Source organism: Curtobacterium sp. PhB190 (assembly GCF_004365385.1).
GTDB lineage: Bacteria > Actinomycetota > Actinomycetes > Actinomycetales > Microbacteriaceae > Curtobacterium.
This window is the reverse complement of the sequence record NZ_SODN01000003.1, coordinates 221,763-248,424: the sequence shown is the minus strand read 5'-3', so window position 1 is coordinate 248,424 and position 26,662 is coordinate 221,763. Positions and strand designations below refer to the sequence as shown.

Below are 26,662 nucleotides of genomic sequence, written 5' to 3'. Positions count from 1 at the left end.
ATGACCAGTCTCCGACAGGGCGGGATCGGTAGCGTGGGGACATGCCCACCCCCGACTTCGTCCTGTCCCTCCGCTCGAGGATCGGCACCGATCCGCTGTGGCTGACGGGCGTCACCGCCGTGGTCACGCGGGGTTCCGGTGCCGACCAGGAGCTCCTCGTGGTCCGTCGTGCGGACAACGGCGCCTTCACCCCGGTGACCGGCATCGTCGACCCGGGCGAGGAACCCGCCGTCGCCGCCGAGCGCGAGGTCCTGGAAGAGGCCGACGTCGTCGCCGTCGCCGAACGGCTGGCGTGGGTGCAGGTGCTGCCGGAGATGACGTACCCGAACGGCGACCGGGCGCAGTACCTCGACCTGGTGTTCGCCTGCCGGTACGTCTCGGGTACGCCGAACCCGGCGGACGGCGAGAACACCGAGGCGTTCTGGGCCCGGCTCGACGACCTGCCCGACATGCCCGCGAACATGCGTGCCCGTGTCGCGGCGGCGTTGGCCGACGAGCGCGAGGCGCGCTTCCAGCGCTGACCCCACCGGACGGGAGGCCCGGTGCCAGGCCGTCACGCGCCTCCCGTCCGCCCGTGGTCGCGTCCACCCCGCGAAAGCGACAGTGTGCCGCCGACGTTCCGCGGGGAACCGTCGCTTTCGCGGAGCGGACGGGCCCGGCCCGGCCCGGTCCGGCGAGGACTGTCGCTTCGCCGGTCAGGTGAGCGGGGCGACCGCGACGGGGGCGCCGAGCAGGCGGACGGCGACGGACTCGCCGGCGGCGCGACGGTCGCCGACCTCGTGCTGCACGATCACGACGGTGTCGTCGTCGAGCCGGACCGTGGTGCGGCGGATCGAGCCGAGGAAGCTCGACGACACGACGGTGCCGCTGATGCCCTCCGGGGCGAAGGCGACGTCCTCCGGTCGGACGTAGGCGAGCACCGGCCCGTCGGCGACCGAGGCGTCGAGCGCGGGCACGCGGAACCCGTACACGAACACGTCGCCGCCGCGCAGGTCGCCCTGCAGCCGGTTGGACTGGCCGACGAAGTCCGCCGTGAACGCCGACGACGGGGAGCGGTAGAGCTCCTCCGGCGTGCCGATCTGCTCGATGTCGCCGGCGCTCATCACGGCGATGCGGTCGGAGACGGCGAGCGCCTCTTCCTGGTCGTGGGTGACGAACACCGTGGTGATGCCGAGGTCGCTCTGGATGCGGCGGATCTCCTCACGGAGCGAGACGCGCACCTTGGCGTCGAGGGCGGACAGCGGCTCGTCGAGCAGGAGGACGCGGGGCCGCGTGACCAGGGCTCGGGCGAGGGCGACGCGCTGCTGCTGGCCACCCGACAGCTGGTGCGGGTAGCGCTCGGCGAACTCGCCCAGGTGCACCATGTCGAGTGCCTCGACGACGCGGCTCCTGCGCTCGGCGGCGGGGACACGGCGCATCTCGAGGCCGAACGCGACGTTCTGCCGCACCGTCATGTGCGGGAACAACGAGTACTGCTGGAACACCATCCCGATGTCGCGCTTGTTCACCGGGGTGGCGGCGACGTCCTGGCCGTCGATGCGGATGGCTCCGGCGTCGATGGCCTCGAGGCCGGCGAGCGCTCGGAGCGCCGTCGTCTTGCCGCAGCCCGACGGGCCGAGCAGGGACACGAACTCGCCCGGTTCGACGCGGAGCGAGAGTCCGGCCAGGGCCCGGTGCGTGCCGTAGTGCTTCTCGACGGCTTCGAGCTCGACGACGGCGCCGGCGGAGGCGAGGGACGCCGGGGCTGCCGGTGCGGTGACGGTCATGCGGACTCCTTGACGCGGGTGGTGCGGACGGTGCGGGTACGGCCGGCACGACGGCCCGTCCCGATGCGGCCGATGACGACGAGCAGGACGAAGCCGAACACGAGGGCCGCGACCGAGAAGATCGCGGCGACGTACGGGTCGGTCTGCTGCACGAGCACGAGGGCGGTCTGGAAGGTGGTGCGGGACAGGAACGCGGCGAGCGTGTACTCGCCGAGGACCACCGTGATGGTGAGGAAGCACGCGGCGGTGATGCCCCGGCGGAGGTTCGGCAGGAGCACCCGCCAGGTGACCGTCCACCACGAGGCGCCGAGCGACCGGGCGGCCTCGGACAGCACCGTCAGGTCCGTCGCGGTGATGGCGGCGGCGATCGGGCGGAACGCGAACGGCAGCGTGACGATGCCGATCGCGAAGGCCAGCGTCCACGCCCCGGACCCGAAGACCCGCGAGACCACCTGGTACACGGGGATGAAGCCGACGACGAGCACCACGACGGGGACGGTGATCGGCACGATGCAGACGAACTCGAGGACGCGGCGGAGCCTCGGGTAGCGCAACGCCGTGATGATCTGGGTGGGCAGCAGGACGAACAGCACGATGCCGACGGTGATGACCGCGATGAGCAGCGATGCCCCGAGGCCGTCGAACACCGGCTGGTAGGTGAACGCGTTGACCGGGTCGACGATGGCCGCCCAGTGCGCGAAGGTCAGACCGTCGTCGGTGCCCTGGCGGAAGGTGAACTGCACCAGCGCGGCCAGCGGGACGGCGAAGACGATCCCGACGACCGTGAGCACGGCCGTGGCGGTGCCCCGTGACGGGGCCGTGCCGAAGCGGCCGACGCGGGACGGGCCTCCCGGCCTCACCGGACGCACCGGGGCCGCCCCGCTCATCGCTGCCACCTGGCTGCCCGGCGCTGCAGCAGTGCGTACGCACCCATCACGACCGCCATCACGACGACCATCCCGAACGCGAGCACCCCGGCGACGTTCTGCAGGCCGATGAGCGTCTCGCTGGTGAGCTGCGTGCGGATCGTGAGCGGCACGATGCCGCCCTGGGAGATGAGTGCGGCGGCGGTCGCGAAGGACGAGAACCCGTTCGCGAAGAGCAGGAGCAACGAGCCCCAGAACGCCGGCGCGAGCACGGGCAGGGCGATCCGGCGCCAGTACGTGGCGCGGGAGGCGCCGAGCGTGGCGGCGGCCTCGCCCCACTGCGTCTTCACGCCCTCGAGCGCGGGCATGAACGTGAGGACCATCAGCGGCACCTGGAAGTAGACGTACGGGATCACGAGACCGGGCACCGTGTAGAGGAAGGCGCCCGTCGCGTTGCGGTCGACGTCGACGAGCGACACCAGCCACGTCGTGACGAGACCCTGCACGCCGATCGTGGCGATGAACGCGAACGCGAGCATGACGCCGCCGAACTGGGCGAGGACGCTCGCGGCCGAGTCGATCATCGACCGGACGAGCCCGTCGGGCCGCAGTGCCGACAGTGCCCAGCAGACGAGCGCTCCGATGACGGCCCCGATCACCGCGGACACGGCGGACAGACCGAACGAGCCGCCGAACGCCCGCAGGACCGAGGGTTCGGCGAACGCGGCGAGGTTCGCGAGGGTGAACGCGCCGTCGTCGGTGAAGAACCCGCTGCCGACCGCGATCACCGCGGGGACGGCGAGGAAGAGCAGGACGTACGCGGCGAACGGGGTGAGGCCGAGCCAGGCCAGGCCGACACGGCGCCGGACACGGGGTCCGACGCCGTGACGGACGGCATCGGCGGACGCTCGTGCGGACGGCGGGAGCACGGGGCTCGTCACGCTCGTCGCCGGTGCGCTCGCCGCGGGCGCGCCCGCCGATGCGGTGGTCATGCTGGTCAGGACCCCATGGTCGAGGACCACTTGGCCGACAGCACCTTCGCGGCGTCTGCCACCTGTGCGTCGGTCAGCTCGACGTAGTCCTTCGGCGCACCACCGGCGGCGTCGAGGGCGTCCTGGTCGACCTTGCCGGACTTCTCCAGGGCGGCGAGGGTCGACGGGAACGCACCGGCCTGCAGGTACAGGTTCTGCGCCTCGGGGCTGGCGATGTACTCCTGCCACAGGCGAGCGGCGGCGGGGTGCGGGGCGTCCTTGTTGATCGCCTGCGAGTAGTACGAGCCGAGCGCCTGACCCTCCGGCACGACGGTTTTCCAGTCCTTGTTGCCACTCGCACCGGCGGCGGGGCCCCACGCGAGGTTGTTGTACGACCACTGGATGACGACGGGGGTCTCACCCGAGGCGACCGTGGCCTGCGTGGGCAGCACGTTCTGGAAGTTGCCGGCCTGCTTGAGCTTGCCGAAGTAGTCGACGCCCTTGGTGATGTCGTCGGCCGAGCCGCCGTTCTCGAGCGCTGCCAGGTACACGGCTGATGCGGCCTGGTTCGCCTGCGTCGGGTCGCCCGCGATGGAGACCTTGCCCTTGTACTCGGAGCCGAGCAGGTCCGTCAGGTCCTTCGGTGCGTCCGTGATCTTCGACGAGTCGTAGCCGATGGACATCAGGCCCGTGTAGTCGCGGGTCCAGGCGCCGTTCTTCTCCTTGAGCGTGTCCGGGATGTCGCTCCAGTTTGCGACCTTGTAGTCCGTCAGCAGGTCGAGGTTCTCCTGCAGCACGGCGTTGCCGAGGTCGAGCACGTCGGGAGCGGTGGACTGCCCCTTCTGCGACTTCACCGCGGCGACCTCGTCGGCGCTGGAGCCGTTCGGGTTCGCGGAGTTGACCGTGATGTCGTACTTCTTCGTGAAGCCGTCGATGATCTTGCCGTAGTTGGCCCACGACGGCGGCAGCGCGATGACGTTGAGCTGTCCCTCGGCCTTCGCGGCCTTCACGAGGGCGTCCATGCCACCGGAGGCCTCGGCGCTCGTGGCGGTCTTCCAGTTCGTGTCGTCCTTCGTCGTGCTGGCCGAGCTCGTGGCCGAGCATCCGGCGAGGGTGACGATCGCTGCGGCGGTGAGGGCGATGCCGGCGATGGTGCGCTTGTGCTGCACGGGAGGTGCCTTTCGGGTGGGTGCTGCGGGTGCTTCGGGTGCTTCGGGTGCTTCGGGTGCTGCGTGTGGGGCCGCGGTTCTCGGCCCGGGACGATCGTGGACGCGGCCGGTTTCCGGCCCGTGCTGCGCCGGTGAACGGCTGCGGAACAGCGGGTGCGGCTGTACGATCTCGCCTGGCGGCACGCTCGGTGCGTGCTCCGGTTCACGGCCTGGAGGCACGGATGCAGTTCACGACGACGGTCCTGCTGGCGAGGAAGACGGCGACAGGGCTCCCGGTCCCGTCGTCCGTGATCGATGCGTTGGGTGCGGGGAAGCGCCCGCCGGTGGTGGTCACGATCAACGGCGGCTACACCTACCGGTCCACCGTCGGGGTCATGGACGAGCAGTTCCTGGTGCCGCTGTCCGCGTCGCACCGCGAGGCCGCGGGCATCGCTGCCGGGGACACCGTCGAGGTCACGCTCGTCGTCGACACGCAGCCCCGGGTCATCGATCTGCCCGACGACCTGGCGGCGGCACTGCAGGACGCTGGGGTGCGTGCAGCGTTCGACACCCTGTCGAACTCGCGGCAGCGAGCGCTCGCCGACCCGGTGTCGCAGGCGAAGGCGCCGGAGACCCGAGCGCGGCGCATCGCGAAGGCCGTGGAGGCGCTGCAGGGCTGAGCGGGGCGCGGGGCGGCGGCGTACCTGGTCGATTCGGGCGTACCTGGTCAGAAGTTCCTGGCAGGTATGCCCGAAAGCATGAGGTATCGCGCGCGCTCTGGGAAAGAACGGGCGAGCTCAGGCGCCGAGTTCGACGAGCACCCGCGGGATCTCGGTCACGAGTTCGCTTGCCAGGTACCCGAGGGGCCCGACCTGCACCGCGAGCCGATCACCGGCAGCCGCGTGCACGTAGGACGCCCACGCCACCGCCTGTGCCGGTTCCGCGCCACGAGCGAGCAGGCCGGCGACCGCACCCGACAGGACGTCGCCACTGCCGCTGGTGCCGAGTCCTCCGGAGCCGGTGCCCTTGATCCAGCTCCGCCCCTGGGGAGTCGCGATGGCGTCCCCCAGGGCCACGACCGCACCGAACCGCTGCGCGATCGCCATCGCGTCGGCCACGTCGTCGCCGCTGCCCTCCCGACCGAGGAGCCGTTCGGCTTCGCCGGAGTTGGGCGTCATCACCAGCCGACCCCGGAGCGGTTCCAGACGGTCCCGCACGTCGGCCGCCACCCCGAGGGCGAACGCATCGAGCACGACGGTGGTCTGCGGTCCGACGACGTCGGCGAGTCCGGCGACCAGGTCACGGGTGCCGTTCGGCTCGTCGAGTCCTGGGCCGACCAGCAGCGCGTCCGCGCTCGCAGCCGAGTCCGCGATCCCCTCGATCGCGCCCACGGCGACGTGACCGTCCGCGTCCTCGTCGAGCGGTTCGACACCGGACTCGGGCACGGCGACCGCGACCTCGTTCGCGATGCTCCGCCCCACCGCGAGGGTGAGCCGCCCCGCTCCCACCCGGAGTGCAGCGAGCGCCGAGAGCATCGCGGCGCCGGGCGTCCGCGCTGCGCCGCCGACCACGAGCACCTGCCCGCGACCGTACTTGCCGGCGCCGGGCTCGGGGAGCGGCCAGTCCCGCAGGAAGTTCGGGGTGACGGTCTCAGCGGACATGCTCGTCGTCCTTCCGGCCGGTGTGCGCCGTGACCTCGTCGTCGTCGAGGTGCCCGACGGAGGAGAACTCCTCGAGCACCCACGGTGCGCCCGCCCGCTCGCGGCGGAGTCGGGTGAGGGAGGCGTTCGCGACCGCGTGCGTCCGAGCGAACTCCATGAGCGCCGGCTCGTCGAGGTCGAGGCACACCGCCACGACCAGCATCACGACGGCATCGTGCGCCGCGACGACGAGCCGCTCGGTGCCCTCGATCCGTTCGACGTCGACGAGTGCCGATCGGAGCCGGAGCATCACGTCGGCCCAGGACTCGCCGCCCGCTGGCCGGTGGTAGTACTTGCCGAGCCACTGCCGGCGACGTTCCTCGTCGGGGTACCGGTTCCGGACACCCTGCAGGGTGAGCAGGTCGAGCACACCGAGCTCGCGGTCGCGGAGCCGCTCGTCCACCCGTTTCTCGGGCTCGGCCAGTCCGCCGGCCCCGAGCGCGATCTCGATGGTCTGCTGCGCACGCAGGTACGGCGAGACCCACAGCGCCACGGGGACGTCGTCGATGCCACGATCGGCGAGTTCCTGTCCGAGCGACCGCGACTGCGACTCGCCGAGCGGGCTCAGCGGGACGTCGGCGTCCCGGTACTCGACGTCGATGACGTCGTCGCCCGCGCCCTCTGCTCGGGCGGCGGCGACGTTCGCGAGCGATTCACCGTGGCGGACGAGCCAGATCTCCTGCACTGCCATGCCGCCACGCTAACCACGCCGCGCTGAGCCGGCTCACCGACGCCCACCGACTGCGGTGCGGCGGGCGCTCCGGACCGGGCGGATCGCACACGGCAACCCCGCGGCGCGGAACCGGAGCGCCAGCGCATCGAGGTCGAACAGGTCCCGCCACTCGAGCCGGATGATCGTCCGCACACCCGGCACCGTGAGCAGTCTGGCGTGGCGACGTTTCTCGTCCAGGAACACCTCGGTCTGGCTGCGACCGCCGAGGTACCGGTCCTGCGTGTACTTCGCGCGTCCGTCGATCTCGACGACGACGCCTTCTGCGGGGAACCAGAAGTCGACGGCGGACCGGCGGCCATCGACGACGAACTCCTGCTGCAGCACGGGGGCGGGCAACCCGAGCTCGCGGAAGACCACGCGCGCGAGTGACTCCGCCGGCGACCCCGAACGCCCGTCGGCCAGGTCGAGGACCTGTGCGGCCCGGGCCCGCCCGCGAGCACTCGGGTGCACCGCTCGCCACAGCTCGTCGCGCTCGGTCCCGTTGCGCAGCGCAGCGTCTGCCACGACGACCCCCGTGCGCAGGTCCCCGCTCATGGCGATGTCGATCACCGTCCGCGGGACCGCGGTCACGGCGAGGTCGCCGACCCGGACCCGTTCGGCGCCGGACACCGGTCTCGTGTGCAGGACCAGCTCGGGGGTCCTGCCCCGGTACATCGACTCCGGCACGGTGGCGTGCACCGGGACGCTCCACCCGCCGAGCGCGGGCAGCCCGTGCACCGCGGCCGCCGAGTCGTGCGATGCCGTCGCCCGCGAGCCGAGCCGGCCGAGCCGCGCGTACACGCGGGTGACGTACCGCTGCCGTGGCCCGGCCGCGTCCCACGCTGCGCCGTCGACGAACGCGTTCGGCCCTGCCCGGACGAGTCGGCCCGGACCCTGGAGTCGGGTCCGGCGGCGCAGGGTGGTGGCGTCGAGTCCGGCCTCACGCGTGGGCGAGGCTCGGAGGATGGGCAGCGGTTCGTTCATGGAGGAGACGTTGCCCGACCCGCCATGCGCCCAGCGGGCTGACGTCGAGGTCTGTGGACGGGCCTCCAGGACTGCCCGCCTGGGGAGGGAGGACGTTCCTTCCCAGAACGGCCGCGATGCCAAGCGGAATCGGGCGTACCTGGTCGGTACTTTCGACCAGGTACGCCCGAATCGACCAGGTACCCACCCACCCCACGCACCACACGCAGAGCGGCGCCGGACGGAACGCACCCGTGTCCCGTCCGGCGCCGCGGTCTCTCCCCCGAGGGGGACCGGCCCCGCTGCCTCAGGCCCGGCGTACCCGCAGGGTCACGATCTCGAAGGGCCGGAGCGTGAGCACGACCGGCTCCCCCGAGTCCCACGAGTCCCCCAGCGGGCGTTCCAGCAGGTCCACCGTCGCCACGGAAGCGACGTCGAACCCGAACGACACCCCGACGTCGGTCGCCCGACCGCCGGAGGCCTCGTACAGTCGCACGACCACGTCACCGGAGCGGTCCTCGGCGAGCTTCACGGCCTCGACCAAGACCTGCGGCGACGACACCGAGACCAGCGGCGAAACCGCGGTCGAACCGGCGACGGTCCGCACCGGCAGGTTCAGCCGGTAGCCGGAGTCGGCGGCGTCGAGCACCGACGCCCCCACCCGCAGCACGGTCCGGAACACGTGGTGCCCCTGGTCGGCGTTCGGGTCCGGGAACGTCGGCCCGCGCAGCAGCGACTCGCGCACGAGCGTCGTGGTCCCGCCGTCGGGCCGCGTCGAGCGTGTGATGTCGTGTCCGTAGGTGGAGTCGTTCGCCACCGCGACGCCGAACCCGGGCTCGGCGACGTGCACCCAGCGGTGCGCCGACGTCTCGAAGCGGGCGTGGTCCCACGAGGTGTTCTGGTGGGTCGGCCGGTCGATGTGGCCGAACTGGATCTCGCTCGAGGCGGACGACGCTCGGACGTCCACCGGGAATGCGAGCTTCAGCAGCTTCTGGTGCTCGTGCCAGTCGACCTCGGTCTCGATCACCAGCTCTGCGAGCCCGGCGACCGCCGAGTACCGGGTCGTGAGCGTCGACGCCCCGAAGGACCGTTCCACCACGAGCGAGGAGCCGTCGATCGCGACCGACGACGCTGACAGGACGGTGCCGTTGCGCTGGTACGCACGGTCGATGTCCCACGCCTCCCACTGGTTCGGGGTGTCGCGGAAGACGGTGTACTCGGCAGCTGCCGCACCCGGTGCGATCGCGTCGCGCCCGCTGGCGCGGTCGACGAGCGACACGACGTGGCCGGCGCCGTCGATGGTCGCCGTGACGACGCCCGTGTCGAACACGAAGTGGTCGCCAGAGCGGACGGGAGGCACGGGTCGCGGTTCCGAGCCGAGCGAACCACCCAGGGCGGCCGCGTCTCCCGCCGCGACCGGCGAGGCGTTGAAGCGCACGACGTTCCCGGACGAGCCGCTCCCGCCGACGGCGTCGGCGCCGGACGGCGCGTCGAGCAGCGCGCTGCTGCCGCCGGCGGCGGCCGACGACGAGGCCCCGACCCCGGCGAGCGCCGCAGCGCCCCCGTTCGCGAGCGCGGTCGTCGCGTTGCCGATCAGCCCCTCGAGCACCTGGGCGATCTGCGCGTAGTTCTCCTCGGCGTTCTCGTAGACCCAGGCGATCGAGGACCCCGGCAGGATGTCGTGGAACTGCTGCAGCAGGACGGTGTGCCAGGCGCGCTCGAGCTCTTCGTAGGGGTAGTCGAGCCCGAGGCGCACAGCCGCGGTCGACGCCCAGAGCTCGGCTTCGCGGAGCAGGTGCTCGGAGCGACGGTTGCCCTGCTTCGTGCGGATCTGCGACGTGTAGGTGCCGCGGTGGAACTCGAGGTACATCTCGCCGGACCACACACCGGGGGTCGGCAGCACCCGTTCGAGCTCCTCGAAGACCTGGGCGGGGGTGCCGAGCTGCACGCGCGGCGAGCCGTCCAGGTCGTGCTGGCGTCGGGCGGCCGCGACCATCTCGCGGGTGGGTCCGCCGCCGCCGTCACCGAAGCCGTAGAGCAGCATCGAGGTGTTCGCGACGCCGCGCTCCTTGTTGTTCCGTTCGCCGCGGTGCAGGTCGGCGGCGGAGACGTCGGAGTTGTAGGTGTCGGCCGGCGGCAGGTGCGTCAGGACGCGCGAGCCGTCGATGCCCTCCCAGTGGAAGGACGTGTGCGGGATGACGTTCGTCTCGTTCCACGACGGCTTCTGGGTGACGAACCACTTCGAGCCGGCGGCCCGGACGATCTGGGGCAGCGCGCCGGAGTAGCCGAACGAGTCGGGCAGCCAGGCCTCGGGGGTGTCGATGCCGAACTCCTCGAGGAAGAAGCGCTTGCCGGCGACGAACTGTCGGGCGAGGGCTTCACCACCGGGCAGGTTCGTGTCCGACTCGACCCACATGCCACCGACCGGGATCCACCGGCCCTCGGCGACGCGCTGCTTGATGCGGGCCCAGATCGACGGGTAGCCGTCGCGGATCCACGCGTACTGCTGCGCGGACGAGCAGGCGAAGGTGAAGTCCGGGTCGCGGTCCATCAGGTCGAGGACGTTCGAGAAGGTGCGGGCGCACTTGCGGATCGTCTCACGCGCCGGCCAGAGCCAGGCGGAGTCGATGTGCGCGTGGCCGACGGCGATCGCCCGGTGTGCGGCGGCACTGGCGGGGACGGCCAGTACGGGTGCGAGCACCTGACGGGCGTCCGCTGCGGTGCCGGCGACGTCGTCGGGGTCGAGGGCGTCGGCGGCGAGCTCGAGGGCGTGCAGGATGTCGGCGCCCCGTGTGCCGTCCGTGGGGAGTTCCGCCATCAGGCCGCGCAGGACCCAGAAGTCCTGCTGCAGCTCCCACACGGTGTCGTCGCGCTCGACGAGTTCGAGGGCACGCACGCGGTAGATCGGCTTGTCACCCGCGGTGGAGCGCGACCCGAGGGGCGTCGCGCCCTGGAACGAGTCGCCGCCGATGTCCGGGTTCGCGCCGGCCTCGACGTACAGCTCGAACGACTCCCCTGCACCGACCTCGACGGGCACGGTGTCGTTCCGCGGCTCGACGCCCTTGATCGTGGAGCCGTCGGGCCGGTACGCCAGTCCCTCGGCCTGGAACCCCGGGTGCCGCTTGGTGAACCCGAGGTCGACGAGCAGTTCCGCAGTGGTCCCCGGTGCGGTGCCGAAGTCGGCGGGGACGGTGCCGGTGATCCGGAACCAGGTGGTCCCCCACGGCCGGCCACCCCAGGCGCTGCCCACGGTGAACGGTGTGTACGCCTGCTGGACGGCGGAGTCGAACGGCACCGGCTCGTCCGGCACCTCCCACGCCTCGATCGTCACCGGCGCCGAGCGGCGGTGGACGGCGGGGTCGACACGGTCGCGGACGAGGCGGGCGATCCGGGCCTCGACGAGCGGTTCGTCCTGGTGCATGTGGTTCCTTTCGAGAGAGCCGGCCGGGGCCAGCGGATCAGCCCTTGATGCCGCCGGCGAGGGCGTTGCCGCCGCCGAGGCCTCGGGACACGATCACGTAGAGGGCGATGACGGGCACGGAGTAGACGATGGAGAACGCGGCGAGCTGTCCGTACGCGACCGCCCCGTTCTGCCCGAAGAAGTTGAAGATGCTCACCGCGGCGGGCACCTTGTCGGGCGAGAGCAGCAGGACGAACGGGACGAAGAAGTTCCCCCACGCCTGGATGAACACGAAGATGAACACGACGGCGATGCCCGGACGCATGAGCGGGACGACGATGCGCGTCAGGGTGGTCATCATCGACGCCCCGTCGGTCCACGCTGCTTCTTCGAGCGAGATCGGCACGGAGTCCATGAAGTTCTTCGCCATCCAGATCGCCATCGGCAGCGACGTCGCGGCGAGGAAGAAGATGCAGCCCCACACGTTGTCGATCAGGTTGAGCGACACGAACAGCGCGTAGACGGGCACCATCATGGCGGTGATCGGCAGGCCGGTCCCGAACAGGATGCTGTACAGGAACGGCTTGTTGACGCGCATCTTGTAGCGGGACAGCGGGTACGCGGCGAGCAGTGCGAAGACCACCGTGACGACTGCCGTGCCGCCGGAGAGCAGCAGGCTGTTCGCGAGCGGGATGAACGACAGCTCGGGCGTGAGCACCTTGGTGAAGTTGTCGAGCGTGAACTGCGTCGGCAGCTTCACGGACAGCGACGCCTGGGTGTCGACCGAGGCGAGGACGAGCCAGAGCAGCGGGACCGCGAAGCACACCGCGATGACGAGCAGCACGGTGTTCGCCACCCACCGCATGGTGCGGCCGCGGGGCGACGTCATGTGCAGCGAACCGGGAGCGGTCACCGAGCGGGTGGTGGTCGGGTCGAGGGACGGGGCAGTGATGGCCATCAGTCCACCTCCGGCTTGAGGGCTCGGATGTAGATGATCGAGAAGACCGCCCCCACCACGAGCAGGATGGTCGCGATCGCGGTCCCGAAGCCGAGCTGCGAGAACTTGAACGCCTCTTGGTAGGCGAGGATCGGCAGGGTCGACGAGTTCGTGCCCGGCCCACCCCCGGTCATCACGAAGATGAGGGTGAAGACCGACAGCGTCTGCAGCGTCGTCAGCATCAGGTTGGTGGAGATGCTCCGTCGGATCACCGGCAGGGTGATGTAGACGAGGCGCTGCCACCCGGTGGCACCGTCGACCTCGGCGGACTCGGTGATCTCCTCGGGGACCTCCTGCACGGCGGCGGAGTAGACGAGCATCGAGAAGGCCGTACCGCGCCAGATGTTGGCCAGGATCACGGCGAACATCGGGAACGTGTAGAGCCAGTTCGGTCCGCTGATGCCGATGGACTTCAGGAACTCGTTGAGCGTGCCCTCGTCGTTGAAGAACGCGTACGCGGCGAACGAGGCGACGATCTCCGGCAGGACCCAGGCGGCGACGACGAAGGTGCCGACGATCGCGCGGACGGCCTTGTTGGCCGAGCGCATCAGGAGTGCGAGGCCCAGCCCCAGCACGTTCTGTCCCACGACCGCCGAGGCGAGCAGGAACACGACCGTCAGGATGACGGACTTCGGGAAGTCCGGGTCCTGGAACAGTTCGACGTAGTTCTGGAAGCCGACGAACTGCTGGTCGGCAGCGCCGGCGCCGGTGAGCGCGGAGTTCGTGAACGACCCGTAGAACGACGAGATGACGGGGCCGAGCAGGAAGATGACGAGCAGGACGAGGGCGGGCAGGAGCGGGACCGCTCGGCCGACGTTCCGCAGTGGTCGCCGCTTGCGCGGCACGGGTGGATCGGTGCGCTTCGGCGCACCGGGCGCCGACAGCGTCGGCGCGAGGGGGGTGCTGGACACGATGGGTGCCTTCCGGGTGCGGAGGGGTTCCGAAGGTGGGGAAGGACGGACCGGGAGGCGCGGTGCGGGGCCGCCCCGCGCCTCCCGTCCGTCAGTGGGTGACGTCCGTCAACCAGCCGAGACGGTGTTCTCCTTGCCGACCACCTGCGTGACGGCCTTGTCGTACACGGCAGCCGCCTGCTTCGGCGTCTGCTGTCCGGTCATGACCGACTCCATCGCGACCTGGATCGCGTTGGACACCTGCGAGTAGTCGCTCGTCGCCGGGCGGAAGTTCGTGTTCTCCACCAGTCCGGAGAAGAACTTGAACGTCGGGTTGGCGTCGGTGTAGGCGGTGTCGTCCGCGACGTCCTTGCGGACGGCGATCTGGCTGTTCTCGGTGTCGTACTTCAGCGAGCCGTCCTTGTCGAGGAAGCTCGTGATGAAGTCGAACGCCGCCTGCGGGTTCTTCGACTTCGCGCCGACCGCCAGGGTCCAGCCGCCGGACATCGAGTTGTAGCCCGGGTCCTGACCGTTCTGCGTCGGCATCGGCGCCTGACCCATCACGTCGTTCCACTCGGCCCACGGCGCGGTGCCGGACTTGAGCCACGTGCCGGACTGCCACGAACCGTCGAGGTCGATCGCGAGCTTGCCCTTCGGCAGCCACGTCTGCGCGATGGTCGTGCCGACGTTCGTGTCGAGCGCCTGCTGCGGTGTCGGGCCGAGGCCGCCCTGGTAGACGTCCTTCACGAACTGCAGCGAGTCCTCGAACTGCTTCGAGCCCGTGACCCACTTCTTGTCCTTGTAGAGCGTGTTGCCGGAGCCGTCCGCCCCGTACAGGAGCATCTCGAAGCCCTGCATGGTCGACGCCTCGCCCTGCGCCTTGCCCGAGTAGATGTTGAACGGGATGAGGTCGGGCTTCTTGTCCTTGATCGTCTTCGCTGCGGCGAGCACGTCGTCCCAGGTCTTCGGCTGCCACGGCACGGGCAGGCCGACGGACTTGAAGATGTCCTTGTTGTACCAGAGCGCGCGGGTGTCGGTGCCCATCGGGACGCCGTAGATCTTGCCGTCGTCACCCTGGCCGGCCTGCTTGGCGTTGTCGAAGAACTGGTCCCAGTCCTTCCACTTCGCCGTGTACTTGTCGAGCGGCAGGAGGTAGCCGGCCTCGGCGTCGGCCTTGACGAGGAACGTGTCCTCGTACATGACGTCGGGAGCCGTCGCGGGCGCCTTGTTCATGAGCGCGAGCTTCGTGTAGTAGTCGTTGCCCTGGGCCTGAATCGGGACGAGCGTGACCTTCTTGCCCGGGTTGTCCTTCTCGTACTCCTTCTTGACGACCTTCATCTGGGCGTCGAGCTGCTGGAAGGCTCCGAACTTCTGGTACGCGATCTTGATCGTGTCGCTCGAGGCGGACCCCGAGGCTGAGCAGCCTGCCAGGCCGACCGCGGCGACGGCCACGGCTGCGAGTCCGGCGATGATGCGGGTGCGTTTCATCGGTGCTCCTTTGCACGGGTGACATCCGCGGGCTCCATCGCCCGCGCGCAGGATTAGTCCAGCGTATGGACTTATCCGTGTCAAGGAGTTTTTCGCGCCGCGCGCGTCGGGGCGGGTGGTCGAATCGGGCGTGCCGTGCCGAATCGGGCGTACCTGGTCGGAACTTTCGACCAGGTACGCCCGATTCCGCTTCCCATCGCACGCGCTCTGGGAAAGAACTTGCGTCAGTCGATCGGTGTCGCGCTCCCCGTCACGGTGATCCCGCCGGACTCCGGCACGTCGACGAGCAGCAGGCTCGGACGACCGACGTGCCGCCCCTGCCGGATGACGACGCGGTCCCCCGGCTCGACGGCACCCACCTCGCGCAGGTACGCCCCGGTCGACGCCGCAGCCGAACCCGTCGCCGGGTCCTCGGTGATGCGGCCGGCGGGGAACAGGTTCCGCGCCTCGTACTCGCGCTCCCCGGTCCGGAGCAGCACCGTGACCGTCCCCTGCCAGTCGGCCTCGCGCTTGAGGTCGGCGAGCGGTCCGGGTGCGAACCGGAACTGGTGGAAGAGCTCCCGGTCGTGCAGCACGAGCACCGGGTGCCAGTTGCCGGCGAACGACTCGAGCACCGGGAAGCCCGGCGCGATGTCGGCGGCCGTGAGTCCGAGCAGGTCGGACAACCGCCCGAGGAGCGCCGGGTCGATGTCCCGCGTCGCCGGTTCGACACTCGTCATCGCGACCTGGACCACTCCGTCCGGGCCGGTGGTGGCGTCGAGGGCGACCTCGCCGGCGGCCGTCGTGAACACTCGGCGGCCGAGCCCCTGCCGTTCGGCGAGCGCCACCGCGAGCGCGACCGTCGCGTGCCCGCAGAACGGCACCTCGGCGGCGGGCGAGAAGTAGCGGACGTGCGGGCCCGTCGCCGTGGCGCCGACGACGAACGCGGTCTCGGGGTAGCCGACCTCGCGGGCGACGGCGAGCATCTCGTCGTCGGTCAGTGCCGCTGCGTCGAGGACCAGTCCGGCGGGGTTGCCACCCCCGGGCTCGGCGGCGAAGGCGGTGTACCGGAGGACGTCGATGCTCATGGTGCGACGCTACTGCGGGGGCGGCGAGGACTGCTGATCACGCATGGTGAGCAGGAATGGTCGGGTCCGCTGAGCGAACCCGACCATTCCTGCTCACGAATTGCCCCCGTGGGGCGTGGGGACTAGTCCGCGGCGGCCCGGCGACGACGTCGGGCGATCAGCACACCCGCGCCCGCGGCGAGCAGCAGGAACGCGACGAGTGCTCCGGCACCGAGGCCCTCGGCGCCCGTGAACGCGAGCTGCCCGTCAGCGGTGATCGTGATCGGGGTCCAGCCCAGCTCCGTGCCGTCCTCCGCGGTCACGACGATGCGGTGCTCGCCAGCCGGAGCATCGGCCGGGATCGTGACGCGCACCGTGCCGTCAGCGCCGACCGTCACGGTGCCGAGCAGCGTCGGCGTCGAGTACAGCCACACGTTCACCCGGTCGCCGGCGTACTGCGTGCCCACCGTGACCGCGATGGTCTCTCCCGCGCGGGCGGACGCCGGGGCCGAGACGCCCCCACGGTTCGTGTCGGTCAGGCCGGTCTCCGAGGGAGCCACCGGGGCGATCGGAGCGGTCGGCGACGGGGTCGGCGTCGGCGTCGGCGTCGGTCCACCGGTCCCGGGGGTCGGCGCAGGCGTCGATCCACCGTCACCCGGAGCAGGCGTGGGCGTCGGCGTCGGCGTCGGCGTCGGGTCGGTGCCCGGGTCCGTGCCCGGATCGGTGCCGCCGCCCTCGCACGGGTACGTCCCGGTGCGGAGCGAGAACCCGTCCGTGTCGTTGTCGTCGGCGTAGAACGTTGCACGCTGCCCGTCGGTGCAGACGACGGAGATCGCGAAGCCCTCGTTGGCGAGCGTCCGGTCCGCGTTCGACGGAGCCTCGAAGACCTTCGCTGCGGTGAAGGCACCGTCGGTCAGCTCGTACAGCGCGGTGCGTCCGGCGCAGGCGTCGTCGCACACCACCCAGAGCGCGTCGAGGGTCGGATCGAACTGCACGTCGGCGACGACCGCGAACGGCGAACCGATGGTGGCAACGCGCTGGAACGAACCGTCCGCCATCAGGGCGTAGGCGGAGACGCTCGCGGTGCCCTCGACGCCGACGAAGAAGAGCCCCTCGCCGTGTCCGGCGTACGTCGACGGTGTGTAGGCCGCGCCGGTGTGCTCGTCGGCGAAGCCGTGCTCGGTGAGCCACGAGTCCGGGATCCAGGTGACGCCCTCGAGACCGGCGTTCGCACCGAGCCCCGGGAAGTCGGCTGCGAGGTCCCACTCATCGGTGGCGCGCAGGGTCGACTCGGACCCGTCGGTGGTGGCGTACCGCAGGACCGACGGACGGCTGGTCTTCGACACGTCGTTGTCCCGCTCGGTCGACACGTACACGGCGCCCGGGTCGTCGCTCGTGACGGTGACGCCCTCGGCGTCCGGGGTCCCCGTGCCGTCGGGGTACCGCAGGTCCGTGCCCGCGGCGTTCGACGGCGCCCAGCCACCCCGCCCGTCCGAGGTCAGGTGGTAGAGCAGGCCGTCGCCGTTCTGCACGGCCCAGAGCTGGCCGTCCTCGGACGTGCTGGACGTGGTCCAGTCGATGCCGCTCAGGTCACCGGTGAAGGTGTCCTCGTCGTCGAGCACGGTCTCGTCCGGGCCGCCGGGCCACGGCTCGGCGGTGACGACTCCGGCGAACCGGTTCGCGGTGCCCTTCGTCGACTCGGCGGTCTCGGCGAAGTCGCCGGTGCCGTCCGGGTTGCGGCCGTACGTGGCGGCAGCGTGGGCCGTCCACGAGTACGAGTCGACCAGCGCACCCCGCGGATCGAAGACCCGGGCGGAGTCGGCCTTGCCGAGTCCGAAGCCGAAGTCCGCCTCGTCGAGGACGGTGAAGCCCCCGGCCGCGATCGTCGTGCCGGCGGGGATCGTGTACGCGTGGTCGTCCTCGCTGTCCTTGAGGACGTACCCGCCCAGGTCGACCGTGGTGCTGCCGACGTTGGTCAGCTCCACCCAGTCGCCGGGGGTGCCGTCCTGCGACTCGACCTCGTTGATGCGCACGGGCGAGGAGCAGTCGTTGGCGGCCCCCTTCGTCGACGCGGTGGTGTCGACCAGCGCACCGGTCCCGTCGGCGCACCGGCCGTACGTGACGACCGCGTGGCTCGTCCACGAGTACCGGAGCACCAGGTCGCCGGCGGGGTCGTACACCCGCGCGGTGTCGGCGCCGCCGAGTCCGAAGTCGAACCCGGGCGCGGTCGCCGAGAGCTGGTCGATGACGAAGTACCCGCCGGGGGCGATCGTCGAGCCGGCGGGCAGGACGTAGGCGTCGTGGGTGCTGTCGTCGTCGAGGAACGCGTACCCGGTCAGGTCGATCGACGCCGACGACGTGTTCGCGAGCTCGACCCAGTCGGTGTCGTCGCCGTTCGACTCGACCTCGTTGACGACGAGGCCGTTCGGGGCGGCGGCGCCGACGCTCGGGTCGTCGTCACCGACGGCGGCGAGTGCCGGGCTGGCCGTGACGACACCGGCGCCGAGGGCCAGCGCGGAGACGATGGCAGCACCGATCCGCACGGAGCGGGGGCGCAGGGCAGGAGTGCGCATGCAGGTCCTTCTCGGGAGGGGAGGGGAGACCTGCACGACTGTTCAGCACCCGGGCATCCGACCGGTGGCCGCCCGGTGAACGACAGGTGTCGCGCGGCGCCCGAGCGCGGGATCCCTCAGCCCTGCGCGACCCCGGAGAAGTCGGGCGACCCGTCGGGCAGCGCCGGCAGTGGCGTGCCGTCGACGTACCGCGGCCACGCCAGGGCACGCGACGACGTGGGACGCGGCTCGTACCGGTACCGGTCCGCGCCGACCGGGCCGGCGGCCGTGGCAGCCGTGGCAGCCGTCGGGGCATCGGGCACCGGAGTGGCGGCCCACGTCGCGATCGGTGTCGCGGGCGCCGTCGGGGGTGCTGCCGGCGGCGCTTCCGGCGTCGGCCACGCTCCGACCGCCCCCGCCGGGACGGCGCCCCGCGGGCGGAAGAGCGCGTTGCTGAGCGGGACGACGACCGTTCCGAGCAGGTCGAGGATGACCACCACCCAGACGAGTCGCCAGTAGCCGCGGGCGTAGTCCACGTCGGGTGCGAGCAGCGGGATCGAGAGCAGCAGTGCGAGCAGGGCGATGACCCCGACGGTGGCCTTCGCGACGACCTGGAGCGCCGGTGTCGGGTACCGGCGGTGGATGACGAGCAGCAGGTGCACGTGCAGGAGCGCCACGCGGGCGACGCCGACGAGCCAGATCCAGTGCCAGAACCGCTCGCCGACGAGCCAGAGGCCGTCCTCGCCGGAGGAGTCCGTCGGGGCGAGCCACACCTTGTACAGCCCCGCGACGAGCAGGTACATCGACGTGGCGATGCTGACGAACGCGAACGTGCCCGATCGGCGTGACGAGACGTCGGCGTCGTACCAGGACAGCAGGGCGAAGACGACCACCACGACGATCGTCAGGAGCAGCTGCACCGCGACCCGTCCGAAGTCGCCGACCAGCACCGCCACGATGCCGACGAGCCCGGCTGCGACGACCGCGCCGATGATCGTCCGGAACACCAACGGCCGGACCTTCGCCCAGCGTCGGTCGATCGTGCCCGCGGCGCCGTTGTCCGTCATGTGTCCCCCGTCGTTCGCCGCCCACCTGGCGGATCCGTCGGTTCGCAGCGTAGCGGGCGGTGCGAGCCGCCCCTGACCGCCGTCAGCGGCGGATGAGCAGCCCGCTCGCCCGCGGGGACAACGCGGCGTCGAGCACCAGGCACGCTGCTCCCACCGCGGCGACGTCGGCACCGCGGTCGCTCTCGACCACGTCGACCGCGTGCTTCGGCACGAGCAACGGCGACCCGACGATCGCCGCGCGGGCGGCCGGCAGTGCGGCACTCGCGATGCGGGACCAGAACGGTCCGCCGAACACGACCCGGTCGATGTCGAGCAGGTTCACGATGACGACGGCGGCGTCGCCCATGACGGTGCCGGCCTCGGCGGCGAGCGTGATCGCGGCCTCGTCGCCGGCGGCGATGGCCTCGGCGAGTTCGTCCCAGGCACGGTTCACCGCGTCGACCGACCCGTCGGACGAGACCGGGCCATCGGACGAGACCGGGCCGTCGGACGAGACCGCACCGGCAGCGTCGCCGCCGCCGGACAACGCCACCCCCCGCTCCCGCGCGATCCGCACGAGTCGGTCCGGTGCCACGGCCGCGCCGACCTCGCCGCGGGTGCCGGACCCGTCGGGGGTGCCGGCGAGCGATCGCTGGTCGACCATGATGTGCCCGGCGTCCCCGGCGTTCGACCCGACCCCGCGCACGGGTTCGTGGTCCACGACGAGCCCGACGCCGAAGCCGGTGCCGAAGTACACGAACGCAAAGTTCCGCGCCGACGACTCCCCCGCCAGGAACATCTCGCCGACCGCGGCGGCCGTGACGTCCTTCTCGAGCAGGACGGGGTAGCCCGTGGCCTCGGCGAGCGCGTCGCGCAGGGGCACGTCACGCCACCGGGGCAGGAACGGCGGGTCGACGACGATGCCGGCGTCGACGTCGATGGGGCCGGGGCTGGCGATCCCGACGCCGAGCACCCCGTCGACGTCCACGCCGGCGTCGGCGATCAGGCCGTCGACGGCGGAGCCGATGGTGCGGACGACCTCGGACGGGTCGTCAGCGGTCGGGGTCGAGGTGGTGGACGAGGCGACGACGGTACCGGCCAGGTCGAGCAGCACGTAGGTGACGACGGCCGGGTCGACGTGCACGCCGACGGCGTAGCGGCTGCCGGGTTCGAGCCGCAGGATGGTGCGCGGCTTGCCCCGACCGGCGACGACGGTGCCGGACTCGACGATCATGCCGGCCTCGATCAGGAACCGGGTGACGTTCGACACGGTCTGCGCGCTGAGGCCCGTTCGCGAGGCGAGTTCGACGCGGCTCAGGCCGTCCGGCGAGCGTCGGACGGCATCGAGCACGACCGTGCGGTTGAACCCGCCGATCGACGGGAGGTTCGCTCCACGCCGATGTTCTGCCATTCCGCGACCATACCGCGGCAACGGTGCGGTCTCGGTCTGCCGTCCGCGCTGGCCCCCACACGGGTCGCACCGTTACCCTGGCCGCATGGCCGACCTGCGTCTCGAAGAACTCTCCGCGAAGACCGCTGCCGCGGCGAACTCCCTGACGCTCAAGCCGGGTCAGGAACAGTTCGTGCAGCCGACCACCTACGGGGTCGCCGAGTCCGACGTCAAGCCGAGCTCCGCGTGGACCCGGGTGGTCCTGGACGGCGACGAGGTCCTGGGCCTCATCATCGGTTCGTTCGACGCGGACAACGCGCAGGAAGAGCTGCGCAGCGCCATCTGGCGGGTCAACGTCGCCGGCACGGCGCAGGGTCGCGGCGTCGGCCGCTTCGCCGTGCACGGCCTGGCGGACGAGGCCCGCAGCCGCGGGCAGGAACGCCTGACGGTCGTGTACGAGCCCGGTGGCGACGACAGCCCCGAGGCGTTCTTCCGCGCCGTGGGCTTCGAGGTCGTCCGTGAGACCCAGTACGGCGACCACTTCGCGGTCCTGACGCTCTAGTACGTCTCCGACGACGTACTCATCAACGACGTGCCCGAGGACGACGCCCCCGCGCCGGAGCAGGACTTCGGGGCGGCGGTGGCCGAGGTGGTCCGGATGATCCCGCCGGGTCACGTCATGACGTACGGCGACGTCGCCGCGGCGCTCGGCTCACGCGCGTCGCGTGCGGTCGGCAAGGTGATGGCGCACGAGGGCGCCGACCTGCCCTGGTGGCGCGTGGTGCGCGCGGGTGGGCACCCGCCGCTGCACCACGAGGCCCGTGCGCTCCAGCACTACCGCGCGGAGGGCACGCCGCTCGTGCAGGGGACGGCGGCCTGGAGGCTCGACATGCGTCGTGCCCGCTGGTCGCCGTCCACGGATGCGAACGACCCGTTCTGACGTCGGGCCCGCGCACGTCGGCCGTCCGTCCGCCGACGGTCAGCGGTCGAAGCGCTCGCCCTTCGGGCTCGTCGGGATCAGGCACAGCACGTACACGACGAGCGAGCCGATGCCGGGCACGACGTGCAGGAACTGCCAGAAGCCGGACAGGCCGGCGTCGTGCAGCCGTCGGGCGCCGAGGGCGAGCGACCCGATCAGGGTCGCGAGGCCCCAGAGGACGAACAGGTAGGACCCGACTGGGTTCTCGAACAGCGCGGTGTCCGGCGTGAACGCCTGCGGGACGAGCTGCAGCACGAGTCCGATCGCGAGCGACGTGATCCACCACCACCAGAACTCGGCACGCGAGGCCCGTCCGGTGAACACGGTGTACTTCCGCCAGAACCGCCGGACGGCCTCGGTGAAGGGTGCGCCGTAGAAGGGGTCGCGCAGGGCGACGCCGCCGGGCTGCACGCTGTCGTTGCTCATGGAGCAAGCCAACCACGTGGTGCAGCCCGGCTGCGTCCTACACGAGCGAGTCGCGCCAGGCCGCGTGCAGCTGGGCGAACCGTCCGGTACCCGAGATGAGGTCGGCGGGGGTACCGTCCTCGACGATCTTCCCGTGTTCCATCACGAGCACGCGGTGGGCGATCGCGACCGTGGACAGGCGGTGCGCGATGATCACCGCCGTGCGGTCGGCGAGCAGGGTCTCGAGCCCTTCCTGCACCAGCCGCTCCGAGGGGATGTCGAGCGACGCCGTGGCCTCGTCGAGGATGAGCACCTTCGGGTCCGCGATGAACGCCCGCGCGAACGAGAGCAGCTGCCGCTGTCCCGCCGAGACACGACCACCACGCTTGTTCACGTCGGTGTCGTACCCGTCGGGGAGCGCCATGATGAACTCGTGCGCGCCGACCGCCTTGGCGGACGCCTCGATCTCGGCGCGGGAGGCCCCCGGCTTGCCGAGCGCGATGTTGTCCGCGACCGTGCCGGAGAACAAGTAGGCCTCTTGCGTGACCATGACGATCGCGCGGCGCATGTCCTTCGTGTCGAGGTCGCGCAGGTCCACGCCGTCGAGCCGCACGGAACCGTGCGACGGGTCGTAGAAGCGCGCCATGAGCTTGGCGAGCGTCGACTTGCCCGCGCCGGTGGACCCGACGAGCGCGATGGTCTGCCCGGACGGGATGTGCAGGTCGAACTCCGGCAGGACGACCTTGCCCGCGTTGTACGCGAACACGACCTCGTCGAAGTCCATCTTGCCCGTGGCGTCGGCCAGCTTGGTCGGCTTCACGGGGTCCGGCACGCTCGGCCGCTCCTCGAGGACGCCGGAGATCTTCTCCATCGCCGCCGAGGCCGACTGGTACCCGTTGTAGAACATCGCGAGCTCCTGCGCCGGGTCGAAGAAGCGCTTGGCGTACAGCGCGACCGCGAGCAGCGCACCGACCTCGAGCGTCCCGCCGACGATCCGGAAGCCGCCGACGACGACCACCGCAGCGAGCGTGGCGTTGCCGATGAGCACGAGCACCGGGTCGAACGTCCCGAACAGGTTGAACACCTTCGTGTTCGCCAGCCGGTAGTCCTCGACGAAGCCGCCGTACTCGTCCTTGTTGCGGGACTCCTTGCGGAACGCCTGCACGGCACGGATGCCCGTCATCGTCTCGACGAAGTGCACGATCACGCGCGCCGAGGTGACGCGGGTGGCGCGGAACAGCGTCTGCGAGTTCTTCTGGAACCAGCGGATCAGGAACCAGAGCGGCACGAGCGACACCGCGAGCACGAGCCCGGACGTCGGGTCGAGCAGCACCAGGGCCACGGCGGTGAACACCATGTAGAGCACACCCTGGATGAGCTGGTTCAGGCCGGAGTCGAGCAGCTCACGGATCGAGTCGAGGTCACTCGTCTGGCGGGAGATGATCCGGCCGGACGTGTAGGTCTCGTGGAACTCGAGCGACAGCCGCTGCGTGTGCAGGAACACCCGCTTGCGCAGGTCGAACAGGATCGCCTGGCTGATCCGTGCGGCGAGCACGGTGTACCAGGCGGTGAGCACCGCGCCGAGGACGGCCACCACGATGTACGTCGCGACGACGCCGAACGCCGGCACCCAGTCGTTCTGGTCCATCACCGCGGGCAGGGCGTTGTCGATGCCCCACGCGATGAGCGCCGGGCCCGCGACGGTGCCCGCCGTGGAGACCACGACGACGATCCCGAGCAGCACCAGGCGGAGCTTCAGCGGGGCCGCGAGGGAACCGAGCAGGGCGAGGGAGCGACGCCGCAGGCGCTTGCTCTCCGCCTTCGTGAAGTCCTCACGCTCCTCGCCGCGCACGCCCAGGGTGGTGATCGAGGCGGTGACGGGCGCGGCAGACTGCGCGTCGGCGATGTCGTCGACGACGGGATCCGCGCCTCCCGGCCCGGCCGCCGTGTCCAGCGGCAGGTTCTTCTCTTGCTGGCTCATGCCATCGCCTCCTGTCGTGCGGTCGCGTCGTCGTCGTCGAGCGACGAGATGACGTAGCGGTAGTGCTCGTTGGTGGCCATCAGGTCGTGATGGGTCCCGACGGCGGTGACGACGCCGTTCTCCATCAGGGCGACCCGGTCGGCCAGCGTCACCGTCGACGGACGGTGCGCCACGATGAGCGACGTGGTGTCGGCGAGCACGCGCCGCAGGCCCGCCTCGACCCGTGCCTCGGTGTCGACGTCGAGCGCCGACAGCGGGTCGTCGAGCACGAGCACCGACGGTCGCGCGGCGATCGCGCGAGCGAGCGCCAGGCGCTGGCGCTGTCCACCGGACAGCGACAGCCCCTCTTCGCCCACCCGGGTGTCCACGCCGTCGGGCAGGTCGTCCACGAAGGACGCCTGCGCGATGTCGAGGGCCTCGCGCATGAGCGCCTCGGCCTCGGCACCCTGCACGTCCGGGCGACCGAGCAGCACGTTCTCACGCACGGTCGACGAGAACAGGGTGGCGTCCTCGAAGGCGACGCCGACGTGCCGGCGCAGCTCTTCGCGGGTGAGGTCGCGGATGTCGACCCCGTCGATCGTCACCGATCCGCCGGTCACGTCGTACAGGCGCGGCACCAGCGAGAGCAGCGTCGTCTTGCCGCAGCCCGTGAGCCCGACGAGCGCCATGGTCTCGCCCGGCTCCAGCTGCAGCTCGACGCCGTTGATCAGGTCCGGGTACTGCGGCGCGGAGTCCTGGTACCGGAAGTGCACGCCGTTGAACGACAGCGCACCGTGCGGCTCCGCGATCGTCTTCGGGTCCTTCGGGTCCGTGATCGTGTTCTCGGAGTCCATGACCTCGAAGAAGCGGTCGACCGCCGTGCGGGTGTCGAACGTCATCGAGAGCAGGAAGCCGATCGACTCGATCGGGAACCGCAGCACCGTCGCCGTCGCGAAGAACGCGAACAGCTGGCCGACGGTCATCTCGCCCTGCGACGCCAGCCAGATGCCGGCGAGCAGGCACAGCGCGAACGCGACGTCCGGCACGAGCAGCAGCCACAGCCAGATGCTCGCGATGGCCTTCGCCTTCTTGATCTCCGTGCCACGCAGGGCTTCGGCCTGCTCGCTGAACTCCTCGAGCTTCGACCCGCCGCGACCGAACGCCTTGAGCACGCGGATGCCGTGCACCGACTGCTCGACACTCGTCGCGAGGTCACCGACCTGGTCCTGGCTGCGGCGCGCGACGACGGAGTACCGACGCTCGAACAGCAGCCCGTTGATCCACAGCGGGATCGACGCGATCAGGAAGATCAGCCCGAGCAGCCACCCGAAGGTGAACAGCACGACGAAGCCGACGACGATCGTCACGACGTTCACGACGAGCAGGACGACACCGAAGGCCAGCCAGCGGCGGATCAACGACAGGTCCGACACGGAACGGGACAGCAGCTGCCCCGACTCCCACCGGTCGTGGAACGCGACGGGCAGGTCCTGCAGCTTCGCGTACAGCGAGTTCCGCATGCTGGCCTCGATCCGCGTCGAGGGGCGCATCACCATCCGGCGGCGCGAGGCGATGAAGAATGCCTCGAGCACACCGAGGGCGAGCACGCCGAGGCCGGCGGGCCAGATCTGTGCGCCGTCCTTCGATGACAGCGGGCCGTCGACGAGCCACTGCAGGACGTAGGGGATTGCGAGCGCCACCAAGGAGGCTCCCATCGCTGCGGCCATGCCGCCGATGAGGCGCCCCTGGTAGGGCTTCACGTAGGGGTAGATCCGCGCGATCGCGCGGAAGGTGGACGGGCGCGCCGTGGTGGGCGACTTGGACATGCGTTGCGTCCTCATGCATCTGCCGGGTCCCCGGGTCGCGCTGCGCCCTGGCCGCCTGCTGCTTGCTTGCTGCTGGCGTGCGGTGCGTGCGCGGCCTCGACCTGGAGGCTCGGTGTGGCGTTGCGTGGTGATCATCGGCCGGGCGCGTGGTCGCGCCTCCGCCGTCACTCGCGTGACGTCGGTCGGGCCGGAGGGCACCGGGAGACACTCGTCCCCCGGGTTCAGGCGGGTGGTTCGCGGACGCTGGTCGTGCGGCGCCGCGAGGCCGTGGGAACGGCCTGGCTAGACGGCGGCCGCGACGCGCGGTCGCGGTGCGATCAGGGATCGCCGTGCGGGAGTGGTCCCCACGACGGACACGAGACCTGCACGGGCGGCCGTCGCCACGGTTCCGGTCATGTTGTCCATCGTCACTCCAGTCGTCGTCTTCGTCACCGTTGTGTCCGCGGTGCCACCGGTCCCGAGGGACCGTCGGCTGCCTGTCGCGGAGCCTTACAGACTATTCACAGTGACTCTCAGCGCGCAATAGGGTGCCGCGATTTGTTCACTTCAGTGGACGA

22 protein-coding genes are annotated in these 26,662 nt (G+C 71.0%); 4 read left to right on the top strand and 18 right to left on the bottom strand.

Features of this window, described 5'->3' with window-relative positions:
• Window positions 1–41 precede the first annotated feature (41 nt).
• Window positions 42–521 (top strand): NUDIX domain-containing protein, encoded by a 480-nt coding sequence (locus EDF47_RS06480; protein WP_123293248.1) that lies wholly within the window; start codon window positions 42–44, stop codon window positions 519–521.
• Between the two features lie 174 nt (window positions 522–695).
• Here EDF47_RS06480 and EDF47_RS06475 read toward each other — a convergent pair whose 3' ends face one another.
• The 4 genes from EDF47_RS06475 to EDF47_RS06460 are packed head-to-tail and all read right to left on the bottom strand — an operon-like array spanning window position 696 to window position 4,772.
• Entirely contained in the window at window positions 696–1,766 is a 1,071-nt protein-coding gene (locus tag EDF47_RS06475; RefSeq protein ID WP_131877553.1) for an ABC transporter ATP-binding protein, read from the bottom strand.
• Window positions 1,763–2,653, bottom strand: a complete 891-nt coding sequence (locus EDF47_RS06470) for an ABC transporter permease subunit (protein WP_131877555.1) — start codon at window positions 2,651–2,653, stop codon at window positions 1,763–1,765. Before EDF47_RS06470 ends, EDF47_RS06475 begins: the two co-directional genes overlap by 4 nt.
• Window positions 2,650–3,624 (bottom strand): ABC transporter permease subunit, encoded by a 975-nt coding sequence (locus EDF47_RS06465; RefSeq protein ID WP_133937275.1) that lies wholly within the window; start codon window positions 3,622–3,624, stop codon window positions 2,650–2,652. Before EDF47_RS06465 ends, EDF47_RS06470 begins: the two co-directional genes overlap by 4 nt.
• Window positions 3,625–3,629: 5 nt before the next feature.
• Window positions 3,630–4,772 (bottom strand): ABC transporter substrate-binding protein, encoded by a 1,143-nt coding sequence (locus EDF47_RS06460; RefSeq protein WP_133937277.1) that lies wholly within the window; start codon window positions 4,770–4,772, stop codon window positions 3,630–3,632.
• Window positions 4,773–4,993: 221 nt separating this feature from the next.
• Here EDF47_RS06460 and EDF47_RS06455 point away from each other — a divergent pair, with 221 nt between their 5' ends.
• On the top strand, window positions 4,994–5,431 hold the full coding sequence (locus EDF47_RS06455; RefSeq protein ID WP_123936903.1) for a YdeI/OmpD-associated family protein: 438 nt from the start codon (window positions 4,994–4,996) through the stop codon (window positions 5,429–5,431).
• 117 nt (window positions 5,432–5,548) lie between these two features.
• Here EDF47_RS06455 and EDF47_RS06450 read toward each other — a convergent pair whose 3' ends face one another.
• From EDF47_RS06450 to EDF47_RS06400, 11 genes are all read right to left on the bottom strand, one after another.
• Window positions 5,549–6,412, bottom strand: coding sequence for an NAD(P)H-hydrate dehydratase (locus EDF47_RS06450; protein WP_133937279.1), 864 nt, complete (start codon window positions 6,410–6,412; stop codon window positions 5,549–5,551).
• Window positions 6,402–7,142, bottom strand: coding sequence for a histidine phosphatase family protein (locus EDF47_RS06445; protein WP_133937281.1), 741 nt, complete (start codon window positions 7,140–7,142; stop codon window positions 6,402–6,404). Before EDF47_RS06445 ends, EDF47_RS06450 begins: the two co-directional genes overlap by 11 nt.
• Before the next feature lie 33 nt (window positions 7,143–7,175).
• Window positions 7,176–8,147 (bottom strand): hypothetical protein, encoded by a 972-nt coding sequence (locus EDF47_RS06440; protein ID WP_133937283.1) that lies wholly within the window; start codon window positions 8,145–8,147, stop codon window positions 7,176–7,178.
• Between the two features lie 286 nt (window positions 8,148–8,433).
• Window positions 8,434–11,547 (bottom strand): glycoside hydrolase family 38 C-terminal domain-containing protein, encoded by a 3,114-nt coding sequence (locus EDF47_RS06435; protein WP_133937285.1) that lies wholly within the window; start codon window positions 11,545–11,547, stop codon window positions 8,434–8,436.
• 37 nt (window positions 11,548–11,584) lie between these two features.
• Window positions 11,585–12,415: a carbohydrate ABC transporter permease gene (locus tag EDF47_RS06430; protein ID WP_173169120.1), complete on the bottom strand. Its 831-nt coding sequence runs from the start codon at window positions 12,413–12,415 to the stop codon at window positions 11,585–11,587.
• Window positions 12,416–12,483: 68 nt separating this feature from the next.
• Window positions 12,484–13,368, bottom strand: a complete 885-nt coding sequence (locus EDF47_RS06425; RefSeq protein WP_235035790.1) for a sugar ABC transporter permease — start codon at window positions 13,366–13,368, stop codon at window positions 12,484–12,486.
• A 174-nt stretch (window positions 13,369–13,542) separates the two neighbouring features.
• Window positions 13,543–14,901, bottom strand: coding sequence for an extracellular solute-binding protein (locus EDF47_RS06420; protein ID WP_123293238.1), 1,359 nt, complete (start codon window positions 14,899–14,901; stop codon window positions 13,543–13,545).
• Between the two features lie 224 nt (window positions 14,902–15,125).
• Window positions 15,126–15,968 (bottom strand): PhzF family phenazine biosynthesis protein, encoded by an 843-nt coding sequence (locus EDF47_RS06415; protein ID WP_133937287.1) that lies wholly within the window; start codon window positions 15,966–15,968, stop codon window positions 15,126–15,128.
• A 122-nt stretch (window positions 15,969–16,090) separates the two neighbouring features.
• Entirely contained in the window at window positions 16,091–18,520 is a 2,430-nt protein-coding gene (locus tag EDF47_RS06410) for a lamin tail domain-containing protein (RefSeq protein ID WP_133985697.1), read from the bottom strand.
• A 116-nt stretch (window positions 18,521–18,636) separates the two neighbouring features.
• Entirely contained in the window at window positions 18,637–19,566 is a 930-nt protein-coding gene (locus EDF47_RS06405; RefSeq protein ID WP_133937289.1) for a hypothetical protein, read from the bottom strand.
• 82 nt (window positions 19,567–19,648) lie between these two features.
• Window positions 19,649–20,956 carry an ROK family transcriptional regulator gene (locus EDF47_RS06400; RefSeq protein WP_133937291.1) on the bottom strand — a complete coding sequence of 436 codons (1,308 nt, stop codon included), beginning with the start codon at window positions 20,954–20,956 and terminating at the stop codon, window positions 19,649–19,651.
• 85 nt (window positions 20,957–21,041) lie between these two features.
• On the opposite strand from EDF47_RS06400, the gene EDF47_RS06395 reads away from it, so the two are divergent.
• Together EDF47_RS06395 and EDF47_RS06390 are read left to right on the top strand one after the other, a co-directional pair.
• On the top strand, window positions 21,042–21,497 hold the full coding sequence (locus EDF47_RS06395) for a GNAT family N-acetyltransferase (protein WP_111085338.1): 456 nt from the start codon (window positions 21,042–21,044) through the stop codon (window positions 21,495–21,497).
• 30 nt (window positions 21,498–21,527) lie between these two features.
• Window positions 21,528–21,875, top strand: a complete 348-nt coding sequence (locus tag EDF47_RS06390) for an MGMT family protein (RefSeq protein WP_243834018.1) — start codon at window positions 21,528–21,530, stop codon at window positions 21,873–21,875.
• A 39-nt stretch (window positions 21,876–21,914) separates the two neighbouring features.
• On the opposite strand, the gene EDF47_RS06385 is transcribed toward EDF47_RS06390, so the two are convergent.
• From EDF47_RS06385 to EDF47_RS06375, 3 genes are read right to left on the bottom strand one after another with little or no spacing between them, the layout of a single operon-like run.
• The gene (locus tag EDF47_RS06385) at window positions 21,915–22,340 is read right to left on the bottom strand and encodes a DUF805 domain-containing protein (protein ID WP_123293233.1); all 426 of its coding nucleotides are present in this window, start codon (window positions 22,338–22,340) and stop codon (window positions 21,915–21,917) included.
• A gap of 37 nt (window positions 22,341–22,377) precedes the next feature.
• Complete coding sequence (locus EDF47_RS06380) at window positions 22,378–24,300, bottom strand: ABC transporter ATP-binding protein (RefSeq protein ID WP_243648924.1); 1,923 nt, start codon at window positions 24,298–24,300, stop codon at window positions 22,378–22,380.
• Window positions 24,297–26,105: an ABC transporter ATP-binding protein gene (locus tag EDF47_RS06375; protein WP_133937292.1), complete on the bottom strand. Its 1,809-nt coding sequence runs from the start codon at window positions 26,103–26,105 to the stop codon at window positions 24,297–24,299. The genes EDF47_RS06380 and EDF47_RS06375 overlap by 4 nt, the downstream gene beginning before the upstream one ends.
• Window positions 26,106–26,662: the final 557 nt, after the last annotated feature.